Source organism: Cohnella caldifontis (assembly GCF_029360585.1).
GTDB classification, from domain to species: Bacteria; Bacillota; Bacilli; order Paenibacillales; family Paenibacillaceae; genus Cohnella; species Cohnella caldifontis.
Genome location: NZ_JAQZSJ010000001.1, coordinates 175,234 through 194,594, shown reverse-complemented (window position 1 = coordinate 194,594; position 19,361 = coordinate 175,234). Strand labels below are relative to the sequence as shown.

21 protein-coding genes are annotated in these 19,361 nt (G+C 60.0%); 20 read left to right on the top strand and 1 reads right to left on the bottom strand.

Features of this window, described 5'->3' with window-relative positions:
- The first annotated feature begins 45 nt into the window (after positions 1–45).
- From hisC to PTZ19_RS00870, 13 genes are all read left to right on the top strand, one after another.
- Positions 46–1,146, top strand: coding sequence for a histidinol-phosphate transaminase (gene hisC / locus PTZ19_RS00930; RefSeq protein ID WP_276351593.1), 1,101 nt, complete (start codon positions 46–48; stop codon positions 1,144–1,146).
- Positions 1,143–2,264, top strand: a complete 1,122-nt coding sequence (locus tag PTZ19_RS00925; RefSeq protein WP_276351591.1) for a prephenate dehydrogenase — start codon at positions 1,143–1,145, stop codon at positions 2,262–2,264. The genes hisC and PTZ19_RS00925 overlap by 4 nt, the downstream gene beginning before the upstream one ends.
- A 2,495-nt stretch (positions 2,265–4,759) precedes the next feature.
- Positions 4,760–5,356, top strand: coding sequence for an RNA polymerase sigma factor (locus PTZ19_RS00920; RefSeq protein ID WP_276352275.1), 597 nt, complete (start codon positions 4,760–4,762; stop codon positions 5,354–5,356).
- The gene (locus PTZ19_RS00915) at positions 5,353–5,937 is read left to right on the top strand and encodes an anti-sigma factor family protein (protein WP_276351589.1); all 585 of its coding nucleotides are present in this window, start codon (positions 5,353–5,355) and stop codon (positions 5,935–5,937) included. Before PTZ19_RS00920 ends, PTZ19_RS00915 begins: the two co-directional genes overlap by 4 nt.
- Positions 5,934–6,539: a histidine phosphatase family protein gene (locus PTZ19_RS00910; protein ID WP_276351587.1), complete on the top strand. Its 606-nt coding sequence runs from the start codon at positions 5,934–5,936 to the stop codon at positions 6,537–6,539. The genes PTZ19_RS00915 and PTZ19_RS00910 overlap by 4 nt, the downstream gene beginning before the upstream one ends.
- 181 nt (positions 6,540–6,720) lie before the next feature.
- Complete coding sequence (locus PTZ19_RS00905; RefSeq protein ID WP_276351585.1) at positions 6,721–7,965, top strand: hypothetical protein; 1,245 nt, start codon at positions 6,721–6,723, stop codon at positions 7,963–7,965.
- Between the two features lie 126 nt (positions 7,966–8,091).
- Positions 8,092–8,274: an IDEAL domain-containing protein gene (locus PTZ19_RS00900; RefSeq protein WP_276351583.1), complete on the top strand. Its 183-nt coding sequence runs from the start codon at positions 8,092–8,094 to the stop codon at positions 8,272–8,274.
- A gap of 177 nt (positions 8,275–8,451) precedes the next feature.
- Positions 8,452–8,880: a DUF2487 domain-containing protein gene (locus tag PTZ19_RS00895; protein ID WP_276351580.1), complete on the top strand. Its 429-nt coding sequence runs from the start codon at positions 8,452–8,454 to the stop codon at positions 8,878–8,880.
- Positions 8,881–9,118: 238 nt separating this feature from the next.
- A complete protein-coding gene (locus PTZ19_RS00890; protein ID WP_276351578.1) occupies positions 9,119–9,655 on the top strand; it encodes a QcrA and Rieske domain-containing protein in 537 nt (178 codons plus the stop codon).
- 19 nt (positions 9,656–9,674) lie between these two features.
- The gene (gene qcrB / locus PTZ19_RS00885; protein ID WP_276351576.1) at positions 9,675–10,346 is read left to right on the top strand and encodes a menaquinol-cytochrome c reductase cytochrome b subunit; all 672 of its coding nucleotides are present in this window, start codon (positions 9,675–9,677) and stop codon (positions 10,344–10,346) included.
- Positions 10,347–10,370: 24 nt separating this feature from the next.
- Positions 10,371–11,246 carry a c-type cytochrome gene (locus PTZ19_RS00880; RefSeq protein ID WP_276351573.1) on the top strand — a complete coding sequence of 292 codons (876 nt, stop codon included), beginning with the start codon at positions 10,371–10,373 and terminating at the stop codon, positions 11,244–11,246.
- A gap of 140 nt (positions 11,247–11,386) precedes the next feature.
- The gene (locus PTZ19_RS00875; RefSeq protein ID WP_276351571.1) at positions 11,387–12,043 is read left to right on the top strand and encodes a DUF1405 domain-containing protein; all 657 of its coding nucleotides are present in this window, start codon (positions 11,387–11,389) and stop codon (positions 12,041–12,043) included.
- A gap of 72 nt (positions 12,044–12,115) precedes the next feature.
- Complete coding sequence (locus tag PTZ19_RS00870; protein ID WP_276351569.1) at positions 12,116–12,961, top strand: sporulation protein YpjB; 846 nt, start codon at positions 12,116–12,118, stop codon at positions 12,959–12,961.
- On the opposite strand, the gene PTZ19_RS00865 is transcribed toward PTZ19_RS00870, so the two are convergent.
- Positions 12,915–13,781: a YitT family protein gene (locus tag PTZ19_RS00865; RefSeq protein ID WP_276351567.1), complete on the bottom strand. Its 867-nt coding sequence runs from the start codon at positions 13,779–13,781 to the stop codon at positions 12,915–12,917. The two genes, PTZ19_RS00870 and PTZ19_RS00865, sit on opposite strands and share 47 nt — an antisense overlap.
- 107 nt (positions 13,782–13,888) lie before the next feature.
- On the opposite strand from PTZ19_RS00865, the gene PTZ19_RS00860 reads away from it, so the two are divergent.
- The 7 genes from PTZ19_RS00860 to PTZ19_RS00830 all read left to right on the top strand — a co-directional run bounded on the left by PTZ19_RS00860 (position 13,889) and on the right by PTZ19_RS00830 (position 19,361).
- Entirely contained in the window at positions 13,889–14,257 is a 369-nt protein-coding gene (locus PTZ19_RS00860) for a nucleotide pyrophosphohydrolase (protein WP_276351565.1), read from the top strand.
- Positions 14,258–14,308: 51 nt separating this feature from the next.
- Entirely contained in the window at positions 14,309–14,899 is a 591-nt protein-coding gene (locus tag PTZ19_RS00855; protein WP_276351562.1) for a tetratricopeptide repeat protein, read from the top strand.
- Between the two features lie 5 nt (positions 14,900–14,904).
- A complete protein-coding gene (dapB, locus tag PTZ19_RS00850) occupies positions 14,905–15,708 on the top strand; it encodes a 4-hydroxy-tetrahydrodipicolinate reductase (RefSeq protein ID WP_276351560.1) in 804 nt (267 codons plus the stop codon).
- A gap of 19 nt (positions 15,709–15,727) precedes the next feature.
- Positions 15,728–16,150, top strand: a complete 423-nt coding sequence (mgsA, locus tag PTZ19_RS00845; protein WP_276351559.1) for a methylglyoxal synthase — start codon at positions 15,728–15,730, stop codon at positions 16,148–16,150.
- A complete protein-coding gene (gene bshB1, locus PTZ19_RS00840) occupies positions 16,147–16,857 on the top strand; it encodes a bacillithiol biosynthesis deacetylase BshB1 (protein WP_276351558.1) in 711 nt (236 codons plus the stop codon). Before mgsA ends, bshB1 begins: the two co-directional genes overlap by 4 nt.
- Positions 16,858–16,944: 87 nt before the next feature.
- Entirely contained in the window at positions 16,945–18,105 is a 1,161-nt protein-coding gene (gene bshA, locus PTZ19_RS00835) for an N-acetyl-alpha-D-glucosaminyl L-malate synthase BshA (protein ID WP_276351556.1), read from the top strand.
- Positions 18,093–19,361: a CCA tRNA nucleotidyltransferase gene (locus PTZ19_RS00830; RefSeq protein WP_276351554.1), complete on the top strand. Its 1,269-nt coding sequence runs from the start codon at positions 18,093–18,095 to the stop codon at positions 19,359–19,361. The genes bshA and PTZ19_RS00830 overlap by 13 nt, the downstream gene beginning before the upstream one ends.

Below are 19,361 nucleotides of genomic sequence, written 5' to 3'. Positions count from 1 at the left end.
GTTCAACGCTCCGTTTTTCATGAAAGGGAACAGGAGGCCACCGCCATGCAACCGAAACCGAACATCGTCCATCTGCCGGCATACCAGCCGGGCAAACCCGTCGAAGACGTCCAGCGCGAGCTCGGACTCGCCGAAGTCATCAAGCTGGCGTCCAACGAAAATCCGTACGGCTCCTCGCCGAAGGCGAAGGAAGCGATCGCCCGCGAAGCCGCGAATATATCGGTTTATCCGGATGGAGCGTCGATCAAGCTGACCGAGGCGGTCGCCCGGCATTACGGCGTCAATCCCGATCAAGTCATTTTCGGAGCGGGTGCGGACGAGGTCATCATGATGATCGCCCGCGCTTATCTGAGGCCCGGGGACGAGACGGTCATGGCCGCTTCGACGTTCTCGCAATACCGGCACCACGCGGAGATCGAGAACGCCGTAACGATCGAAGTGCCGATGAAGGACGGCAAACACGACCTGCCCGCCATGCTCGCCCAAGTGACGGAGCGCACGAGAATCGTCTGGATTTGCAATCCGAACAACCCGACGGGCACGATCGTGACCCGGGACGAGCTGGAATCGTTCCTGACCGGCGTTCCGTCTTCCGTCATGGTCGTGCTGGACGAAGCTTATGCCGAATACGTGACCGATCCCGCGTACCCGAACGGCTTGGAGCTGCTCAAGCGGTTCCCGAATTTGGTCGTGCTGCGGACTTTCTCCAAAATTTACGGGCTCGCTTCCCTTCGCGTGGGGTACGGGATCGGAGAAGCTTCGGTCATCCGCTCGATCAATCCCGTGCGGCTGCCGTTCAACACCACGCGTTTCGCTCAAGCTGCCGCGCTGGCGGCGCTGGAGGACCAGGCGTTCGTGGGGGAATGCCGCCGGAAGAACCATGAGGGACGGCAAGTTCTGAAGCAGGCGTTCGATCGGCTGGGGCTGGATTCATTCCCCGCGCACGGCAATTTCGTATTGGTGGACGTTCGCCGGCCCTCGACCGAAGTGTTCGACGCCCTCTTGCGCAAAGGCGTGATCGTTCGCCCCGGCCATAAAGGCTACCCGAACCATATCCGCATCACGGTAGGCAGTCCGGACCAGAACGGCAAGCTGATCGCGGCCTTGGAGGCGGTCCTGCGGGAAGACCAGGTGCCGCGCGCATGAGTGAGGGCGGTTTTCGGCAGGGCGATCCGATCCGGATCGCGATTTTCGGCGTCGGCTTGATCGGCGGATCGCTGGCGCTGTGCTTCAAAGACAAGCCGGGAGTCACGGTCGTCGGCCATTCGGTGAATCCCTCCTCGGTGCGGAAATACGTGGAGCGGGGCGTGGTCGACGAAGCGACCGTTTCCGTCGAGGAAGCGGCGAAGGACGCCGATTTCCTCTTCCTCTGCGTCCCGGTGGGGCGGCTGGAGGATTACGTGGACGAGTTGGCCCGCCTGCCCTTGAAGCCCGGCTGCGTCGTGACCGACGTCGGCAGTACGAAAGCGTCGGTCGTCCGGCACGGGGAGAAGCTTCGGGAGAGCGGAGCCGCGTTCATCGGCGGCCATCCGATGGCCGGCTCCGAGCGGACGGGCGTGGAAGCCGCCAGCTCGTATTTGTTCGAGAACGCGTTTTACGTGCTGACGCCGACGGAGGACACGCCGGGCGAAGCGCTGTCGCGCCTGGAAGCGCTGCTCCGCTGGACGAAAGCGCACATCGTGAAGATGGACGCGGAACTTCACGACGACGTCGTCGCCGCGATCAGCCATTTGCCGCATATCATCGCGGTCGGCTTGGTCAACCAGGTCGCCGGGTACAACGATTCGAACGATCTGTATGCCAGCTTGGCGGCGGGCGGCTTCCGCGACATCACCCGGATCGCCAGCGGCGATCCGCTGCTGTGGCGGGACATCCTGATCCGCAACCGGAAAGTGCTGCTCAAGCTGCTCGACGACTGGCGGGACGAAATGGACGGTTTCCGCGCCATGCTCGAGAACGCAGACGGGGACGGGGTGGCGGAAGCGTTCCGCCGGGCCGGCGAGTTTCGCGGCCGTCTGCCCGAACGGCGCAAAGGCGTGATCACTTCCCTTTACGAATGTTACGTGGACGTGCCGGACCACCCGGGCATCATCGGCAAAATCGCGACGGAGCTCGGACAAGCCCGCATCAACTTGAGCAACCTGCACATCATCGAAAGCCGGGAGGACGTACCCGGGGTGCTGCGGCTGTCGTTCCGCGAGGAAGGGGACCTGCAGCGCGCCGTGGAACTGCTGAAGTCCCTTCAGTACTCCGTGCATTATTGAGAAGAAAAAGCTTGCGGACGAATGGCGAATGCGCTGTCCGCAAGCTATTTTTTGGTTTCAGCCTTCATCAAAACCAATAATTAGGTCATCTCAGTGCAGCCTATTTCTAAATCGAAGTCGTTCGGACGGATCGCAACAAGAAATTGACGACTGCGGAGGATGGGGGAAGACCTGCAATTTCGCGCTTGGTGCATCGTTTCGGCGACTAGGCGGCAGGGTCGGCGAAATAGCGTATGAGGTACGTGAATTCAGCGGTTGAACGGCAGGGTTGGCGAAATAGCGTATGAGGTACGTGAATTCAGCGGTTGAACGGCAGGGTCGGCGAAAGAGCGTATGAGGTACGTTAATTCAGCGGTTGAACCGGCAGGGTCGGCGAAATAGCGTATGAGGTACGTTAATTCAGCGGTTGAACGGCAGGGTCGGCGAAATAGCGTATGAGATACGTGAATTCAGCGGTTGAACGGCAGAGTCGGCGAAATAGCGTATGAGGTACGTTAATTCAGCGGTTGAACGGCAGGGTTGGCGAAATAGCGTATGAGGTACGTTAATTCAGCGGTTGAACCGGCAGGGTCGGCGAAATAGCGTATGAGGTACGTTAATTCAGCGGTTGAACCGGCAGGGTCGGCGAAATAGCGTATGAGGTACGTTATTTTAACATTTGAATGGCAAGAACTGCAAAATCGAGTGTGTGGTGCTACATGCGGAGGCTATTGGAGGAGAGTGACGCTAATGGCAAAGTCGAGAAAAGTGACGAAATCGGCACGGATATTCCTTTATGAAAACGCTTATTGACAAAATGAAAACGGATACATATAATAAAAGTACAGTATGGTTTCTCTCCACTCCTATCCAATACTGGCACTCTGTGCAGCCACCCTCCAGAGGGTGGATTTTTTTTGTCCCGGCGCGGCTTGTCCGGTGGAACCGCAAATCGATCCCGCCGAACGGTCGCTTAGGTCTTAGGGCCGGCTGATTCTGTCTCGCTCCGGGGGAAACGACTGTTAAGTCGCCGAGAACGACGTAACGCCTACTGTCCCGTGCCGGGAAGTTCCGTTTAGTCGCCGAGAACGACTTAACGCCTACTGTCCCATGACGGGAAGTTCCGTTAAGTCGCCGAGAACGACTTAACGCCTGCTGTCCCATGCCGGTAAGTTCCGTTAAGTCGCCGAGAACGACTTAACGCCCGCTGTCCCGCGCCGAGAAGTTCCGTTAAGTCGCCGAGAACGACTTAACGCCTACTGTCCCGTGCCGGGAAGTTCCGTTAAGTCGCCGAGAACGACTTAACGCCTGCTGTCCCATGCCGGTAAGGTCCGTTAAGTCGCCGAGACCGACTTAACGCCCGCTGTCCCGCGCCGAGAAGTTCCGTTAAGTCGCCGAGAACGACTTAACGCCTGCTGTCCCATGCCGGTAAGGTCCGTTAAGTCGCCGAGACCGACTTAACGCCCGCTGTCCCGCGCCGAGAAGTTCCGTTAAGTCGCCGAGAACGACTTAACGCCTACTGTCCCGTGCCGGGAAGTTCCGTTAAGTCGCCGAGAACGACTTAACGCCTACTGTCCCGTGCCGGGAAGTTCCGTTAAGTCGCCGAGAACGACTTAACGCCTACTGTCCCGTGCCGGGAAGTTCCGTTAAGTCGCCGAGAACGACTTAACGCCTACTGTCCCGTGCCGGGAAGTTCCGTTAAGTCGCCGAGAACGACTTAACGCCTACTGTCCCGTGCCGGGAAGTTCCGTTAAGTCGCCGAGAACGACTTAACGCCTACTGTCCCATGCCGGGAAGTTCCGTTAAGTCGCCGAGAACGGCTCAACGCCTGCTGTCCCGTGCCGGGTAGTCCCGTTAAGTCGACGAGAACGGCTTAACGCCTACTGTCCCGTGCCGGGAAGTTCCGTTCAGTCGCCGAGAACGACTTAACGCCCGCTGTCCCGTGCCGGGAAGTCCCGTTAAGTCGCCGAGAACGTCTTAACGCCTACTGTCCCGTGCCGGGAAGTTCCGTTCAGTCGCCGAGAACGACTTAACGCCCGCTGTCCCGTGCCGGGAAGTCCCGTTAAGTCGCCGAGAACGTCTTAACGCCTACTGTCCCGTGCCGAGGAGTTCTGTCAAGCCACTGGGAACGTCCTAAATCAAGCTCCCTAGGAGCAACTTGCCGATGACCGGTGGCGCATTCACGACAACAGGCAGCCTAACGCTCATTCGCGGACATAACACGAGGATGCCCCGTTTTCAGGTTTCGGGACAACGAGCCGTTGGAAAATTTTCCGCTAGGTTTCTCTCGGTTTTCCCTGTAAAATAAGGCAATATCTCCTGTAATGATGAGGATTTTGAGAAATATTTAAATTCATGCGGCGCTTTTATGTGTTAGAATGAAGATATCTTTTGTAAAAATATGGGTAGCTCCAGCGACTTCGCTGACGAAGGCGCAACTTTTTCGTTTTTGGCCGGTATAATGGTTGGAACCGGCTGCGAACGTCACCCTGAAAGGGGGAGGGTCGCGGATCATGATGACCGATTCCCAGCTCATTCGGGAAATCAAAGACGGCAACGTGGAATTATATTCCATGTTGATGAGCCGATATCAAAAGAAGATATTGGCGTTCGTTTACCATATGCTCAGAAGCGCCAAGCTGGAGGCCATGGCCGAGGACCTCTGCTCCGAAGCTTTCTATAAAGCCTACAGAAGCTTGCACTCTTTCCGCGAGCTCGACGCTTCGTTCTCGACTTGGCTGTATACGATCGCGCGGAATACGGTGCTCAGCGAGCTCCGCAAACAGAAGACCGCGCACGTGTCCCTGGACGATACCGCCTACATACCGGCCGCGCCTGCGGAATCGGGCCCGGAACAAAGCTTGCTGCGCAGCGAGAAAACGCTGAAAGTCCGGGAAGCGATCAACAGCCTCCCGGAAAAACAGCGTTCCGCTCTTATTCTTAGGGAGTACGAAGGTTTGGATTATCAGGAAATCGCCAACATCCTGGATCAGACGGTGAGTTCCGTCAAATCGTTGTTGTTTCGGGCCAGAGCGAGCGTGAAATCGCAATTGGAATCGTACTTCAACGAGCCGGTCATGATGAAGGAGTACGAGGAGATGAAACTGCGATGAACTGTGAACAGGTCACGGAATGGCTCGGCATATACCGGGATTTGCCGGAAGATTCGCCCGAGCGCCTCGCCGTCGATCTGCACGTGGCGGGCTGCGCGGATTGCGCGGAGCAATTCCGGCTGTGGGAGGAGAGCGCGGAGCTGATCCGCGGTTTGCCGCTCGATGATGACGAGCTGGAGAGGACCTGGGTCTCCGACAGCCTGAACCGCCAGGTCATGGACCGGATTTATTCCGAACAGGCGTGGTATATGCCGGCGGCGCGCCGGACCTATGCCTTCTCCAGCGGGTTCCGGAAGAAGGTGGCCGCGGTGCTGGCCGCCTTGCTGGCGGTATTTTGCGGTTCGTTCCTTTATACCGCGTGGAAACACATGACCGCCGGCAACGATACGCCGGAAGTACTGGATGCCACCGGGTCGCTGTCTTCCGGCTTCCAGACGGTGGACGTTCCCGTCGCCAGCCTCAGCGACGTTTATGCGCTGCACGTCTCCCCGGTCATGCCGGAGTATTGGGTCGCGCTGTCGCTCCTCGGCATGATCATGATGCTGCTGATTCTGAACTGGTTTTCGCGGGTTCGCTCATGAGTGAACGGAAAACCCGCATCGGATGGATTCGGCACGGCGTCACGGAGTGGAACTATCTTGGCAAAATCCAGGGAACGACCGATATTCCTTTAAGCCTGGACGGGATCCGGCAGGCGGAATTGCTTGCCCGGCGGCTGGTTCGGGACGGAGGGAGCTGGAACGGCATCGTGTCCAGCGATTTGAGCCGGGCCTCCCACACGGCGCGGATCGTCGCGGAACATCTGGGCATCCCGCTTCGTACGGACGCGCGGTTGAGGGAACGCGCTTTCGGTTCGGCGGAAGGAACGACGCTGGAGGAGAGGCTGTCTCGTTGGGGCGACGATTGGAGAAGCCTCGTTCCGGATCAGGAAACGGACGAAGCCGTACTGCGACGGGGAACGGATTTTCTCTCGGATTTCGCGGCCCGCCATTCGGGCGAAGCTTGGCTCGTCGTGACGCACGGCAGCTTCCTGGCGCGGATGCTGCATCTGATGTGCCCCGGACTGCATGACGACCATCTCCAGAACGCTTCGCTCACCGTGCTCGAACGGTCCGGCGAAGGCGGCTGGATCCCCTTGCTGCACAATTGCACCTCCCACCTGGCTGAAGGCGCCGCCGGGTAATGGAATTCGCAAACGACCTCCGGTTCCGCGTCATTCGCGGCATTGGAGGTTTTTCTATATCCACGTTCTCGCTCGCCGTTTGTCTAGTCCCCGCGTTGCGGCACCGCAGCGGGAAGCACGTTTAAACCGGCCCGGATGAACCGATACTGGCAAGTAAATCATCCGGAAGCGGGGGTTGCCGATGAACCTGGCGGACATGCTGTGCTACGCCGATATCGATCAGTTGACCCGAATCGCCCGGACGTACGACTGCGGGTGCGGCAGCCACTCCAAAAACGAGCTGATCCAGTCGATCCTCACCGTCATCCAACGCCGGGACGCGCTCGAGAGCCGGGTGGAGGAAATGAACGCGGACGATCTCCGTTTTCTGAACTCCCTCCTATTCGATACCCGGGCGTCATACAGCTTGGAAGAGCTCAAAGCCCGGGCAGGGGGGATGGCGGCGGACGGCACGCTTGTCCTGAAGGCGGCGGCGGAGCCGAACGTGCCGCCGGCTCCGCCCGCCCAACCCGCGAAAGGATCGCGATCCCGCAAAAAAAACGCCGCCGCGAAAGCGGAACAGCCCGAAACGGCCGAGGATGCCGCAAGGCAGACGATCAGCCGGTTCAAACGGTACGGGTGGCTGTTCAACGGCTTCTCCCAGCAAACCCGGTACCTCTATCAAGTGCCGGACGACGTCAAGCGGAGATTGTGCGAGGCGTTGGAGAACCGATACTCGCAGCGTCTGGACGTCCGGCAGGAGCCTCCGGCCTACCGGGACGAACGGGGGCTGCTCGCGGACGATCTGGTTGCGTTTCTCCGTTACGTCCGGGACCATGACGTCCCGCTGACCTCGGAAGGCTACATGTACAAGCGGCAATTGGGCCAGGCGCTGGAACTGATGTCGGTCGGGGAAGGAGTGCCGGGAAAGGCCGGATGGCGTTTCGGCTATGGCAGAAGGTTCCGCGATTATCCCGACCGTTTCTCGCTGCTCTACGATTACGCTTTTCACGAGGGCATGATCCGCGAAAACCCGGACCGGCTGACGGTGACCGAAGCGGGATTGGCGGCGGCGGAAAGCCCGGAACCGTTCGATCCGGCGCGGTTGTACCGGTTTTGGATGCGGCTGTACAAAAAGCCCGTCGCCAACTTGGCGGCGCTCGTGCAATGGGTGGCCCGGCTGGCCGGGTCGTGGACGACGGTGTCGTCTCTTTACGAGGTGCTGCAGCCGATCGTCCGTCCCTATTACTATGATCAAGAAAAGGAAGTACTGGAGCTGCGCGTTTTGCGGATGATGATGCATTTGGGGCTGCTGCGCTGGGGGGAGACGGAGACCGGCGAAACGGTGGTCCGCATGACCCCTCAGGGCAAGGCGGTCGTCACGGGCGTCAATGTCCCCGATCGGGAATCGCAGCGGTGGGATGACGGGGTTTTTCCCCATGTCTGAACCGCCCGATCGCCGAGCCGAGCAGGAAATGGGCGGGGATACAATGATTGTCAGCAGGGCCATCGTACGGGGCGGCAATTCTCCCGGTGAATATGCTTTAGTAGCCGGATTTCGGAGGTGCAACCAATGGATAACATGAAAGTCGCCTATGAGACCATGTTGGGGTTGGCGGCTGAGATGATCCTGGACGAAGCGCTGCGCAAATACCGGACGGAAACGATCTACAAAGAGATTGACGTAGCGCTTGCCCAGGGGGATTCCGAGCGGTTCAGGCAGCTGACCGACGAGCTGAAGGCGATCGGCTCGTAAGCGTACGGGGAATCCATCCAACCGAAGACGCAAGGAGGGGACCGTCCGGATGGGATCCGGGCGGTTTTTTCGGACGCCGGCCGTGCCAAGCCCCCCCGGTTGTCTTTCCATCGGCGGCCATTTGAAGTAGGATGGTATTGGTAGATGCCAACCTGCATGCAAAGGATGACAGCCGAAATGAAATTCAGCGAACTCACCGAAGCTTCCTGGCCCGATCTGCAGCCCTACATGGACACGTGCCTGCTTCCGGTCACCGGGCTGGCGGGGTTCGAAGCCCCGTGGGAGATGGCGGAGCGGGCAGCGGATACCGGGGACTGGCTGCTTCCTCTGGAGAAAGCCTTCAAAGGACGGACGGTGACGCTGCCCGCCCTCCACTACGACGCCGCATCGGACAAGCTGAAAGAGCTGTGCGGCCGCTGCCGAACCGCCGGATTCCGCTACGTGATCCTCGTCTGCGGCAAACCCGGGTTCGTCGGGGACGACGCGGGGGCCGATCTCGTCGTGCAGCCGTCACGCGAAGGAGAAGAACCCGATCCCGACGCGTTGTTCAAAGCGGTGTCGGAGCTGTGGAAACGCCCGGCCGCAAGCGCGGGAGACGCCCCATAACCGGAAGGCCGGGCGGCGCATAGTTTGGCCTGTTTGGGGTAAACCAAAGGCAGTGCGGATGCGGTGAATTGTGACAATTTGAGAACATTTTAGCCGGACCTTTCGCGGCAAAGGCGGAAACGGAACCCAACCGTTCTTGACGCTCCATATGGCGTGGGCTATTATAGTTATGTCCTTGTCAACAAAAGGGAAAAGTCCGCGCGGGACGCGAGTTTGTTTGGGCGAAGGGGGTTGGAAAATGGACCACAAGGAGCAGCAAGAAACCGTGCACAAGCCGGTCAAGCGGAAAGAGATGACTCGTCGACAATTCCTGTCGTACACCCTTGGGGGAGCCGGAGCATTCATGGCCGGCGGAGCCGTCCTGCCGATGATCCGCTTTGCCGTCGATCCCCTTTTGCAACCGCAACAAAAGGGTAATTTCGTGAAAGTCATCGAGGAAAGCAAAGTAACGGGCGAGCCGCAGCAGGTGGAATTCAAAGTCCACCAGGTAGACGGCTGGTACGAGAGCGATCCGAAGATGCAAGCATGGATTGCGAAGGACGACAGCGGGAAAGTTTTTGCCTTGTCTCCGATCTGCAAGCATCTCGGCTGCACGATCGGCAAATTCGGCAAGGAAATCCCGAATCACTATCTATGTCCTTGCCACGGCGCCGAGTACGACAAGCTCGGCAAGAACCTCAAGGTCGCGCCGAAGCCGCTGGACGAGTATCAGGTGAAAGTGGATAACGGCTGGGTGTACCTGGGACCGTTGGAACCGAACCAGCACGTGAAGTAGAAGGAGGGCGTTTCGTCTCATGTTGAAAGGCATGTATAACTGGATCGACGAACGTCTGGACATCACGCCGATGTGGAGAGACATTGCCGACCATGAAGTGCCGGAGCACGTCAACCCGGCGCACCATTTCTCCGCATTCGTTTACTGCTTCGGCGGTTTGACGTTCTTTATCACGGTCATCCAGATTTTGTCGGGGATGTTCCTGACGATGTACTACGTTCCGGACATCGTCAACGCTTATTACAGCGTCGACTACTTGCAGCATCAGGTCGCGTTCGGCGCGATCGTGCGCGGCATGCACCACTGGGGCGCGAGCCTCGTGATCGTCATGATGTTCCTACATACCCTTCGCGTCTTCTTCACCGGCTCCTACAAGGCGCCGCGCGAAATGAACTGGGTTGTCGGAATGCTGATTTTCTTCGTGATGCTGGGTCTCGGCTTCACGGGTTACCTGCTTCCTTGGGACAACAAAGCCTACTTTGCCACGAAGGTCGGTCTTGAAATTGCCGGCTCCGTGCCTTGGATCGGCGAATACATCAAGATACTGATGAACGGCGGAACGATCGTAGGCGCGCAGACGCTGACGCGGTTCTTCGCGATCCACGTATTCTTCCTGCCCGGCGCGCTGCTGACGCTGCTTGCCGCTCACTTCTTCATGATTCGCAAACAGGGCATTTCGGGGCCGCTGTAAGAGAGAGGAGTGGCAAAAGAACCGATGGCACATCATCACGATCCGAATGAAAAAATCGTCTACGTGGGCGATTCGCGGATCCGCAAGCGGGACCGCTCGAATGTCGCTCCGCCGGATTATACGGCTTTCCCCGGCAAATCCGAAGCCTTCATCCCGAACTTCCTGCTCAAGGAATGGATGGTCGGCGTCGTCGTACTCGTCGGGTTCCTGGTTCTCGTCATGGCCGAACCGGCTCCGCTCGGTTATCCGGCGGATCCGCTCAACGGCTCCTTTATCCCGATGCCGGACTGGTACTTCCTGTTCCTGTATCAGCTGCTGAAATATCCGTACACTTCCGGCAGCTACGTGGGATTCGGCGTCGTCTGCATGTCCGGCCTGCCGTTCGTTGCCTTGCTGCTGGCTCCGTTCCTGGACACCGGCAAGGAGCGCCGCTTCTACCGCCGGCCGATCGCTTCGTCCTTGATGGGGCTGACGCTGGTCGCCATCGTCTACCTGACTTGGTTCTCCTGGAACCACTATCAGGAAGAGCTGAAAATCAACGGCGTCATTCCCGAGCATATCGAGCGGGAAGAGAAAGCGCGCGAAGCGGTGGAGAAAGGCCTGCCCCGTCCGGTTCCGGGCAGAGAGAACATCCCGGCGATGGTCGCGGCCGACGATCCGGCGTTCAAGACGATGCAGGAAGCACAGTGCATCGCCTGCCACGGCGGCGAACTGGAAGGCGGCAACGCCCCTGCGCTCCGCGGCGTCGGAGACCGCTTGAACAAGGAACAGCTCGTGGAAACGATCACCAACGGTCGGAACAACGGCGCGATGCCGGCGTTCAAGGATCAGCTGTCTTCCGATCAGATCGACCAAATCGCGACTTGGCTGGAGAAGCAAAAAGCCGAAGCCGCGCAGTAATCGATAGGCTTGAACCTATAGCGGCACTTCGGTGCCGCTATTTCGTTGTTGCGGCAATCGAAAGCGGGGAATCGTTTACGCGAAGTCGATGCCAAGTCCGCGGCCGGGCATTCGCCGGAACCCGCAAGGAGAGATGAAGGTTGGAGCTTCGCTGGTATTGGTCCAGGGCTTTTCTCATGCATCCGGCCATTCTCTGGCCGATGATGATCATTTATTTGCCGGGCACGGTTTACGGGTATTATTGGTATCAAGACCAATTGGTCAAAACCTGGAACGAACATCCGCATTGGCAAATCGTTTTCGTGCCGGACAGTCCGACCGCCTCCCTCTGGTTCGCTTTAGGCGTGCTCTGGCTTTGGGTGAGTCCTTACCGCCAAGGCGCCAACCGCTGGATTCGAGGACTGCGGGGCGTGATCGAAGCGCTGGGCGTCGTCACCTCGGTCAAATACGGCATTTGGGCGACGGCGATCATTCTCGCCGGTTATTCCCAAGGAACGCCGCTGGACTGGGCTTCCTGGATGCTGATGATCGGCCATACGGCGATGGCGATTTGCGCGCTGTTGTACGCCCGATTTTTCCGCTTCGGGCTTGCGGCGCTCGCTGGGGCGGCTGTTTGGACGTTCCTGAACGATGCGGTGGACTATACGTTCGGCGTCTATCCTTATTTGCCGGAGGAGCTTGATCCCCATCTGACGGCCGTTTGCGTTTTCACCGTGGCGCTTACGGCGCTCAGCGTCCTCGCGGCGTGGGCCGCGCGTTTCTTGCCGGCGGACGCGAAAACGCCGATCCCTTCGTAATGGATCCGAAACGGAAGGCTCGTTCTAAATATGGACATCCCCTCATACCGTTAAGGGAAGGAGGGGATGTCCGTGTTTTGGAGGTCGCTTATGGCGGCGGCCATCGCCGCGGGAGTATGGATGCTGTCGATTCATTCGGCGGGCGCGGCAGCGCAAGGGGAACCGTCGGCTCCGCAAACGTTTCTCCGCACCGCGGAGGCTTTGTACGCTGCGGCTTTGGACGGGGATGCGGCCGCCGTTCGCAGATATACCGAGGACGCGGACGTGTTGCTGCGCGGATTGCCGATGCAGCAGGTCGCTTCGGCGGAAGGGGTAGAGGCGCTCGCCGGCAGCGTGGCGAAATTGAAGCGGTCCGTCGCGTCGGCGAAAGCGGACATCGAAGGATGGCGGAACGCCTCCGCGGAAATCCGGCTGGCGGCCGACGCCTTGGTCCACCCGGACAAGCCGATGTGGCACCGGTACCGCACCGTCCTGTCCGACGATCTACGCGGGTTGGAGGAGGCGATGGCGGTTCCCGGCAGGCGATCCGAAGAACCGGGGCTTCTGAAACGCATTCAGGGTCACTACGCCTTGATCCGTACGGCAGCGATGCTTCATGCCGAACCTTATGCGATCGAGAGAGCCGATTCGGTACTCCGTTATGCCGAAAGGGTGCTGAAAGCGAAAACCACCGATTCGAGGCTCAGGAAAACCCTCATTCCCGCCATGCGCGAGGCGCTGGAAGGGTTGTTCCCGAGCCAGCAGGCCGCGGATACCGCGTTCATCGCCCCCGCGGCGGGTCCGTCCTGGGGCTGGCCGGCGTTCATGGGAACGTTCATCGTGTCGATCCTGTCTTGGGCCGGCTGGCAGCGCTATAAGCACGCAACGCCCGTCACTCCTCGCGGAAACCTTCCCCCAGAACGTCGTGAACGTCGCTGATCACGATAAAAGCCCGTTTGTCATGGTGACGAACGAGGCTTTTTAATTTGCGGATTTCGAATCGGCTGACGACGCAGTACACGACCGTTTTGGCGTCTTTGGAATACGCGCCGACCGCGGGCATCAGGGTGACGCCTCGGTCCAGCTCCCTCGTGATCGACTCGGCCAGCCGTTCCGGTTCGTCGCTGATGATCGTGAACGCTTTGGCGGCATAGGCTCCTTCCTGGATGAAGTCGATGACTTTGGAGGAGATAAAGACGGATACCAGCGTGTATAAAATTTTCTCCTTCGGGACGTATATCAAGGAAGTGCCCAAAATCAGCACGTCGAAGGTGAGGATCAGCTGCCCGATGCTCCAGCCCGTGTGCTTCTGCAGTATCCGGGCCACGATGTCCACCCCGCCGGTCGTGCCACCGGCGCGGAACACGAGCCCGAGACCCGTTCCGAGCGTCAGCCCCGCGTACAGGACGACCAGGATAAAATCGCGGTCCGTCGTAAACGGAACGATCCAACCGATATGAACCGCCCGTTCCATCACCCAGAGGAAAAAGGAGAGGAGCACCGTACCGCCGACCGTGAGGCCCATCGCGCCCCGCCCCAGCTGCCGCCAGCCGAGAAGAAACAGCGGCAGGTTGATGACCAAGGTGGAAAGCGATACCGGCACCGAGGCGGCGTAATTGAGGATGACGCCGATCCCGGTGACGCCGCCTTCCATTAATCGGTTCGGCAAAATGAAATATTGCAGGCCGAACGCGTATAAAGCGGTGCCGAGCGAAAGTTGGCTCCATATGCGCAGGTGGGACCAGAAACGGGACTTCATGTTCGGTAACCTCCTCCGGACTAAAGACGGAACGAAAAATGGATTTGTTTTCAGAAACGTCTTACGCTAACATAGGGATAAAACCTGATGGGAAAGGAACCGATGACATGGGAGACTCCGGGATCGCCGGACGCGTTCTCGCCGAGAAGACGCTGGCGGATATCCAGCGCGAGGTGGACGCTTACATCACCCAGTTCAAGGAAGGCTATTTTTCCCCGCTTGCCTTGCTGGCCCGCATGGCCGAGGAGGTCGGGGAGCTGGCCCGGGAAGTGAATCACCGGTTCGGCGAGAAGCCCAAGCGCAAGGACGAGGCCGAAAATTCCGTCGAAATGGAGCTTGGCGACGTATTCTTCATCGTGCTCTGCTTCGCCAATTCCCTCGGCATCGACTTGACCGAAGCCCACGACCGCGTGATGCATAAATTCAACACCCGCGACGCGGGCCGTTGGACGAGAAAGCACACCGAGTCCCCGTAGCCTTCATATGCTGTACCATCCCCGAATTTACGGAAAAGGAGGATGGACGGCATGACGGACAAGGACCGGTCGAACCTGGAAAACAAGGACGGCATGGACGGGGAAACCTGTCTCCGGCAAGCCTACGACGCCATTTTCCACGGAGATTTCGAATCCGCGGCGGCTTGGTTCGACCGGGCGATCGGGCTGGAACCGGACAATGCGTCTTATTATTATAAAGCTTCCATTACGCTTGCGAGAAGCGGGAAAACGGCTGCCGCGGAACGATACGCCCGGAAAGCGGCGGAACTCGATCCGGAAGACCCGGTATACGCCATGAACGTGGACGCTTTGGAAGCCAAAAGGCTCGTTTCCGAAGCCCGCGGTCTGCTGGAGCTTCCGGTCCCGGAACCGGACCTGGCGGCAAGGCTGCTCCGGGAAGCGGAGTCGCTCGATCCGCTGTCGGCGGAAGCGAAGCTGCTGCTGGGGATGGCCAACCATATGCAAGGAGACCTGCGTTCGGCCATCGCCAACTTGCGCGAAGCGCTGAACCTGGAGCCGCAGCATGAAGAGGCGGGCCGTCTGCTCCGCGAGTGGCGGAAAGAAAGGCGGCGTCTCGTCCAATCGCAATTATCCTCTCCCAAACCCTACAGAAAAAGGTGAGCCGCATGTCGAAACCCATTACCGTAGCCGTGGCCGGCGCGACCGGCCGGATGGGCCGCGAGACGGTCCGGATGATCCTGGAGGACCCCGAGCTTACGCTCGTAGCGGCCGTCGCCCGCACTTCGGGGCCGGTCGATGCCGGCAGCCTGGCGGGCAAGCCGGATACCGGCGTGCTCGTCGCGAACGATTTGGCGTCCGCGTTGGAAAGGGCCAAACCCGACGTGCTCGTCGATTTCACGAACCCCAAATCCGCCATGCCGAACACGGAGACGGCCATTGCCCACGGCGTTCGACCGGTCATCGGAACGACCGGATTCACGCCGGAGCAAATTTCCGAGTTGGACAAGCAGTGCCGCGATCGCGGAATCGGCGGCTTGATCGCGCCCTCTTTCTCGATCGGCGCCATTCTGATGATGAAATTTTCGGCGATGGCTGCCAAATATTTTCCCCATGTGGAAATCATCGAATACCACGGGGATCAGAAACTGGACGCGCCATCGGGCACGTCGATCCGCACGGCCGAATGGATTTCGGAGACGCGCCGGGAGCTTCGTCAGGGCAACCCGCACGAAGAGGAACTGATCGAAGGCGCGCGCGGCGGATACTATAACGGGTTCCGCATTCACAGCGTGCGGCTACCCGGCGTGTTCGCGCAGCAGGAGGTCGTGTTCGGCGCGTTCGGGCAGACGCTCAAAATCCGGCACGATTCGTACGAACGGGCCGGCTACATGCCGGGCGTGAGCGTCGCGGTGAAGAAAATCATGTCGGTCACCGGCATGATTTACGGATTCGAGCATTTGATGGACTGAAGAGAGGGGAAACCGGGTCATGCTGGAAATCGCGCTGATCGCGCACGACCGCAAGAAGGACGAAATGGTCAATTTCGTCACCGCTTATGAGCATGTCTTCAAACCTCACAAGCTTTACGCCACCGGAACGACGGGACAGCGGATCATGGACGCCACGTCGCTGTCCGTCCATCGCTTCGCGTCGGGACCGCTTGGCGGGGACCAGCAGATCGGAGCCTTGGTGGCGGAGAACGTCATGGACTTCATCATTTTCCTGCGGGATCCGCTGATGGCGCAGCCTCACGAGCCGGATATATCGGCCCTCCTGCGATTATGCGACGTGCAGGGCATTCCGGTCGCGACGAACATCGCCACGGCGGAATTGCTGGTTCGGGCGCTGGACCGCGGTGATTTCGCCTGGCGGGAGCTGGTACATAAATACAAGCCGGGGATCGACGAATGAGCGGAGCGGACGATCGCCGGCTCGATCTGCTGATCTTCGCCGCGCATCCCGACGACGCGGAGATCGGCATGGGCGGAACGATCGTGAAGCATACGGCGGCCGGCCGCAAAGTCGGCATCATCGATCTTACCTATGCCGAGTTGTCCTCCAACGGAGACGTCGAGACTCGGCAGCGAGAAGCGGCCGCGGCCAGCCGCGAGCTGGGGCTGTCCGTCCGGGAAAATCTCGGGCTGCCGGACCGGGGGCTCACCCCGGTTGCCGCGCAGCTGGACCTGATGGTATCCGCCATCCGGCGCCATCGCCCCCGGTTCGTCTTCGCGCCTTATCCGATCGATCGGCATCCGGACCATGCCGCCTGCGGCCGAATGGCCGAGGAGGCCGTCTTTAACGCCAAATTGCGCCGTTATCGGCCGGAAGAACCGGCTTGGACGGCGGACATGCTGTTATTTTACTTCATCAACGACGTCCATGCGCCGGGACTCGTCGTCGATATCACGGAGGAGCAGCCTCGCAAAATGGCCGCCCTCCGGGCGTACCGATCCCAATTCGAGCCGGCCGGGGATTTGGCGGACTGGGTGGAAACGCCTCTGACCCGGGGATATCTCGACAACGTGGAAGCGAGAGACCGCCTGTTCGGCCAGCCGCACCGGCTGCTTTACGCCGAAGGTTTCATCGCGAAAGGGCCGCTGAGGGTCGGATTGTTCTAACCGGAGCAGAATCATCGTCCGGTGCGGCAAGAGAGCAAGCCGTAGCGGAATACAATCGATCAGAGACTCCATTAAAGGAGGAACTCCATGAAACGGCTGAAAATCGGCATAACGTGTTATCCGTCTTTGGGCGGATCCGGCGTCGTGGCGACCGAACTCGGCAAAATTTTGGCCGAAAAAGGCCACGAAATCCATTTTATCGCGCACAGCATGCCGTTCCGACTCGGGAAGTTCCAGCGCAACATTTACTATCACGAAGTCGAAGTAACGGATTATTACGTCTTCCGTTATCCTCCTTACGACTTGTCGCTGGCCAGCAAAATGAACCAGGTCGCGCAGCGCGTCGGTCTCGACATTTTGCACGTGCATTACGCCGTCCCTCATGCGATCTGCGCCTATTTGGCCAAGGAAATGTCCGGGGACGGGCTGAAAGTGGTCACGACGCTGCACGGCACGGACATCACCGTGTTGGCGCAGGACGAGACGCTCAAGGACATCATTCGCCTCGGCATCCGCAAGAGCGACGCCGTGACCGCGGTCAGCCAGGACTTGATCAAGGAAACCCGGGAGCTGCTCGACATCTCCGAACCGATCGATCTCACCTATAATTTCGTGGATAAGCGTATCTACTACCCCCGGGAATGCAGCGACCTTCGGCGCGAATACGCGGAGCCGGGGGAGAAGGTGCTCATGCACATTTCCAATTTCCGCCCGGTGAAGCGGACGTCCGACGTCGTGGACATTTTCGCCAAAGTCAGCCAGCGGATGCCGGCCAAGCTCATTCTCGTCGGGGAAGGTCCCGAGCTGCCGAGACTGCAGCATAAAATCGAGTGCATGGGCCTGCGGGAACGGGTAATCCTGCTCGGCAAGCAGGACGACGTCGCGCAGGTCGTGTCGATCGCGGATTTGATGCTGCTGCCTTCCGAGAAGGAAAGCTTCGGGCTGGTCGCTTTGGAAGCGATGGCCTGCGGCGTGCCGACGATCGGCTCCATGGCCGGCGGCATTCCGGAGCTGGTTCAGCACGGCGTGACGGGGTATTTGGCCCCGATCGGGGATACCGACGCCATGGCGGCGTATGCGCTGGAATTGCTGGAGGACCGGAAAAAGTACGCGGATTTCCGGGAAGCTTGCTTGAAGCGGGCCCATGAGGAATTTTGCGACGAAAAAATCAGCGCCCAATACGAGCGAATCTATTATCGCGTGCTGGGGTTGCCGGCGGAAGTCCCGATGACGGCATGCCAAGCGTAGGACGGCAGGAAGACGAAGCCCTCTGGGGCGCGGGGCTGGACGTAGTCCGGAAGCTGGCCGCCTGCGGGCATGAGGCTTACCTGGTCGGCGGGTGCGTTCGGGACCGCCTGCTCGGGCGGCCGTTGCACGATGTCGACATCGCCACGTCGGCCTGGCCGGAGGAAGTTTCCGCGGCGTTCGACCGCACGATTCCGACCGGCCTGCGGCATGGCACCGTGACGGTGCTTCATAAGGGACGAACGTTCGAAGTGACGACGTTCCGGACGGAGTTCGGCTACGCGGACGCGAGAAGGCCGGATCGGGTCGAATTCGTCCGCGAGCTCCGCCGGGATTTGGCGCGGAGGGATTTTACGATCAATGCGATGGCCGTAGGGCTGGACGGCAGCGTCGTGGATCCGTTCGGCGGCCGGGAAGATCTCGGGCGCCGGATGATCCGCTGCGTCGGGGACGCCGCGGAACGGTTCGGGGAGGATGCGCTTCGGATGCTCCGCGCGATCCGCTTCGCGGCCGCCTTCGGCTTCGGACTGCCGCTCTCCGTCTGGCGGGGGATTCGTTTGCAAGCGCCGAGGCTGCGCCTCGTCGCGATGGAGCGGATCGGCTCGGAATGGGAGAAAATGATGGCGGGAGCCGATCCGGAGCGCGCTTGCCGGCTGCTGCTGCGCTCCGGCCTGCTGAAGGCGGTCAAGGAACCGCTGCCCGCATGCGTCACGGCCATGACCGCGATGCCTATCCGCTCGGGGATGCGCGAATTGTCCGCCATCCGGGATCCGGAAATCCGCTGGGCGTCGTGGCTGATCCGGGCCGGCGCGGCGGCGTACGAAGCCGAGACGCTTTGCCGGACGCTGCGGTACAGCGCGAAGCGGGTGACGAGAATCGCCGCCATGCTGCGATTCGAAGAACGGATGGCGAACGGATTCGGAAATCGGCAAGCCTTTATCGAAGCCGTGTTGGACCTCGGACACTCCGTTGCCTCGGATTGGACGGAGACGAGGGAGCAGGCGGGCCTGTACCGCGGCTGGCTGGACGAGCTTCCGATTCATTCCGCGGGCCAGTTGGCCGTTCGAGGCGACGAGTTGGCGCGGAGGCTGAACCGGCAACCGGGGCCGTGGATCGCGGCCGCGCTGCGGCGACTTTTGCATGACGTCGCTTTCGGGCGGTTGGCGAACGAGAAAGAGACGCTGCTGGAAGCCGCTGCTCGGCAGGCGGACGGTCCGACGCCGAAACCCGCAAACGCGGATACAGGAGATGAGTCATAA

Coding starts and splice junctions, on each gene's coding strand:
- hisC (WP_276351593.1), top strand. CDS start 46: ATGCAACCGAAACCGAACATCGTCCATCTGCCGGCATACCAGCCGGGC.
- PTZ19_RS00925 (WP_276351591.1), top strand. CDS start 1,143: ATGAGTGAGGGCGGTTTTCGGCAGGGCGATCCGATCCGGATCGCGATT.
- PTZ19_RS00920 (WP_276352275.1), top strand. CDS start 4,760: ATGACCGATTCCCAGCTCATTCGGGAAATCAAAGACGGCAACGTGGAA.
- PTZ19_RS00915 (WP_276351589.1), top strand. CDS start 5,353: ATGAACTGTGAACAGGTCACGGAATGGCTCGGCATATACCGGGATTTG.
- PTZ19_RS00910 (WP_276351587.1), top strand. CDS start 5,934: ATGAGTGAACGGAAAACCCGCATCGGATGGATTCGGCACGGCGTCACG.
- PTZ19_RS00905 (WP_276351585.1), top strand. CDS start 6,721: ATGAACCTGGCGGACATGCTGTGCTACGCCGATATCGATCAGTTGACC.
- PTZ19_RS00900 (WP_276351583.1), top strand. CDS start 8,092: ATGGATAACATGAAAGTCGCCTATGAGACCATGTTGGGGTTGGCGGCT.
- PTZ19_RS00895 (WP_276351580.1), top strand. CDS start 8,452: ATGAAATTCAGCGAACTCACCGAAGCTTCCTGGCCCGATCTGCAGCCC.
- PTZ19_RS00890 (WP_276351578.1), top strand. CDS start 9,119: ATGGACCACAAGGAGCAGCAAGAAACCGTGCACAAGCCGGTCAAGCGG.
- qcrB (WP_276351576.1), top strand. CDS start 9,675: ATGTTGAAAGGCATGTATAACTGGATCGACGAACGTCTGGACATCACG.
- PTZ19_RS00880 (WP_276351573.1), top strand. CDS start 10,371: ATGGCACATCATCACGATCCGAATGAAAAAATCGTCTACGTGGGCGAT.
- PTZ19_RS00865 (WP_276351567.1), bottom strand. CDS start 13,781: ATGAAGTCCCGTTTCTGGTCCCACCTGCGCATATGGAGCCAACTTTCG.
- PTZ19_RS00860 (WP_276351565.1), top strand. CDS start 13,889: ATGGGAGACTCCGGGATCGCCGGACGCGTTCTCGCCGAGAAGACGCTG.
- PTZ19_RS00855 (WP_276351562.1), top strand. CDS start 14,309: ATGACGGACAAGGACCGGTCGAACCTGGAAAACAAGGACGGCATGGAC.
- dapB (WP_276351560.1), top strand. CDS start 14,905: ATGTCGAAACCCATTACCGTAGCCGTGGCCGGCGCGACCGGCCGGATG.
- mgsA (WP_276351559.1), top strand. CDS start 15,728: ATGCTGGAAATCGCGCTGATCGCGCACGACCGCAAGAAGGACGAAATG.
- bshB1 (WP_276351558.1), top strand. CDS start 16,147: ATGAGCGGAGCGGACGATCGCCGGCTCGATCTGCTGATCTTCGCCGCG.
- bshA (WP_276351556.1), top strand. CDS start 16,945: ATGAAACGGCTGAAAATCGGCATAACGTGTTATCCGTCTTTGGGCGGA.
- PTZ19_RS00830 (WP_276351554.1), top strand. CDS start 18,093: ATGCCAAGCGTAGGACGGCAGGAAGACGAAGCCCTCTGGGGCGCGGGG.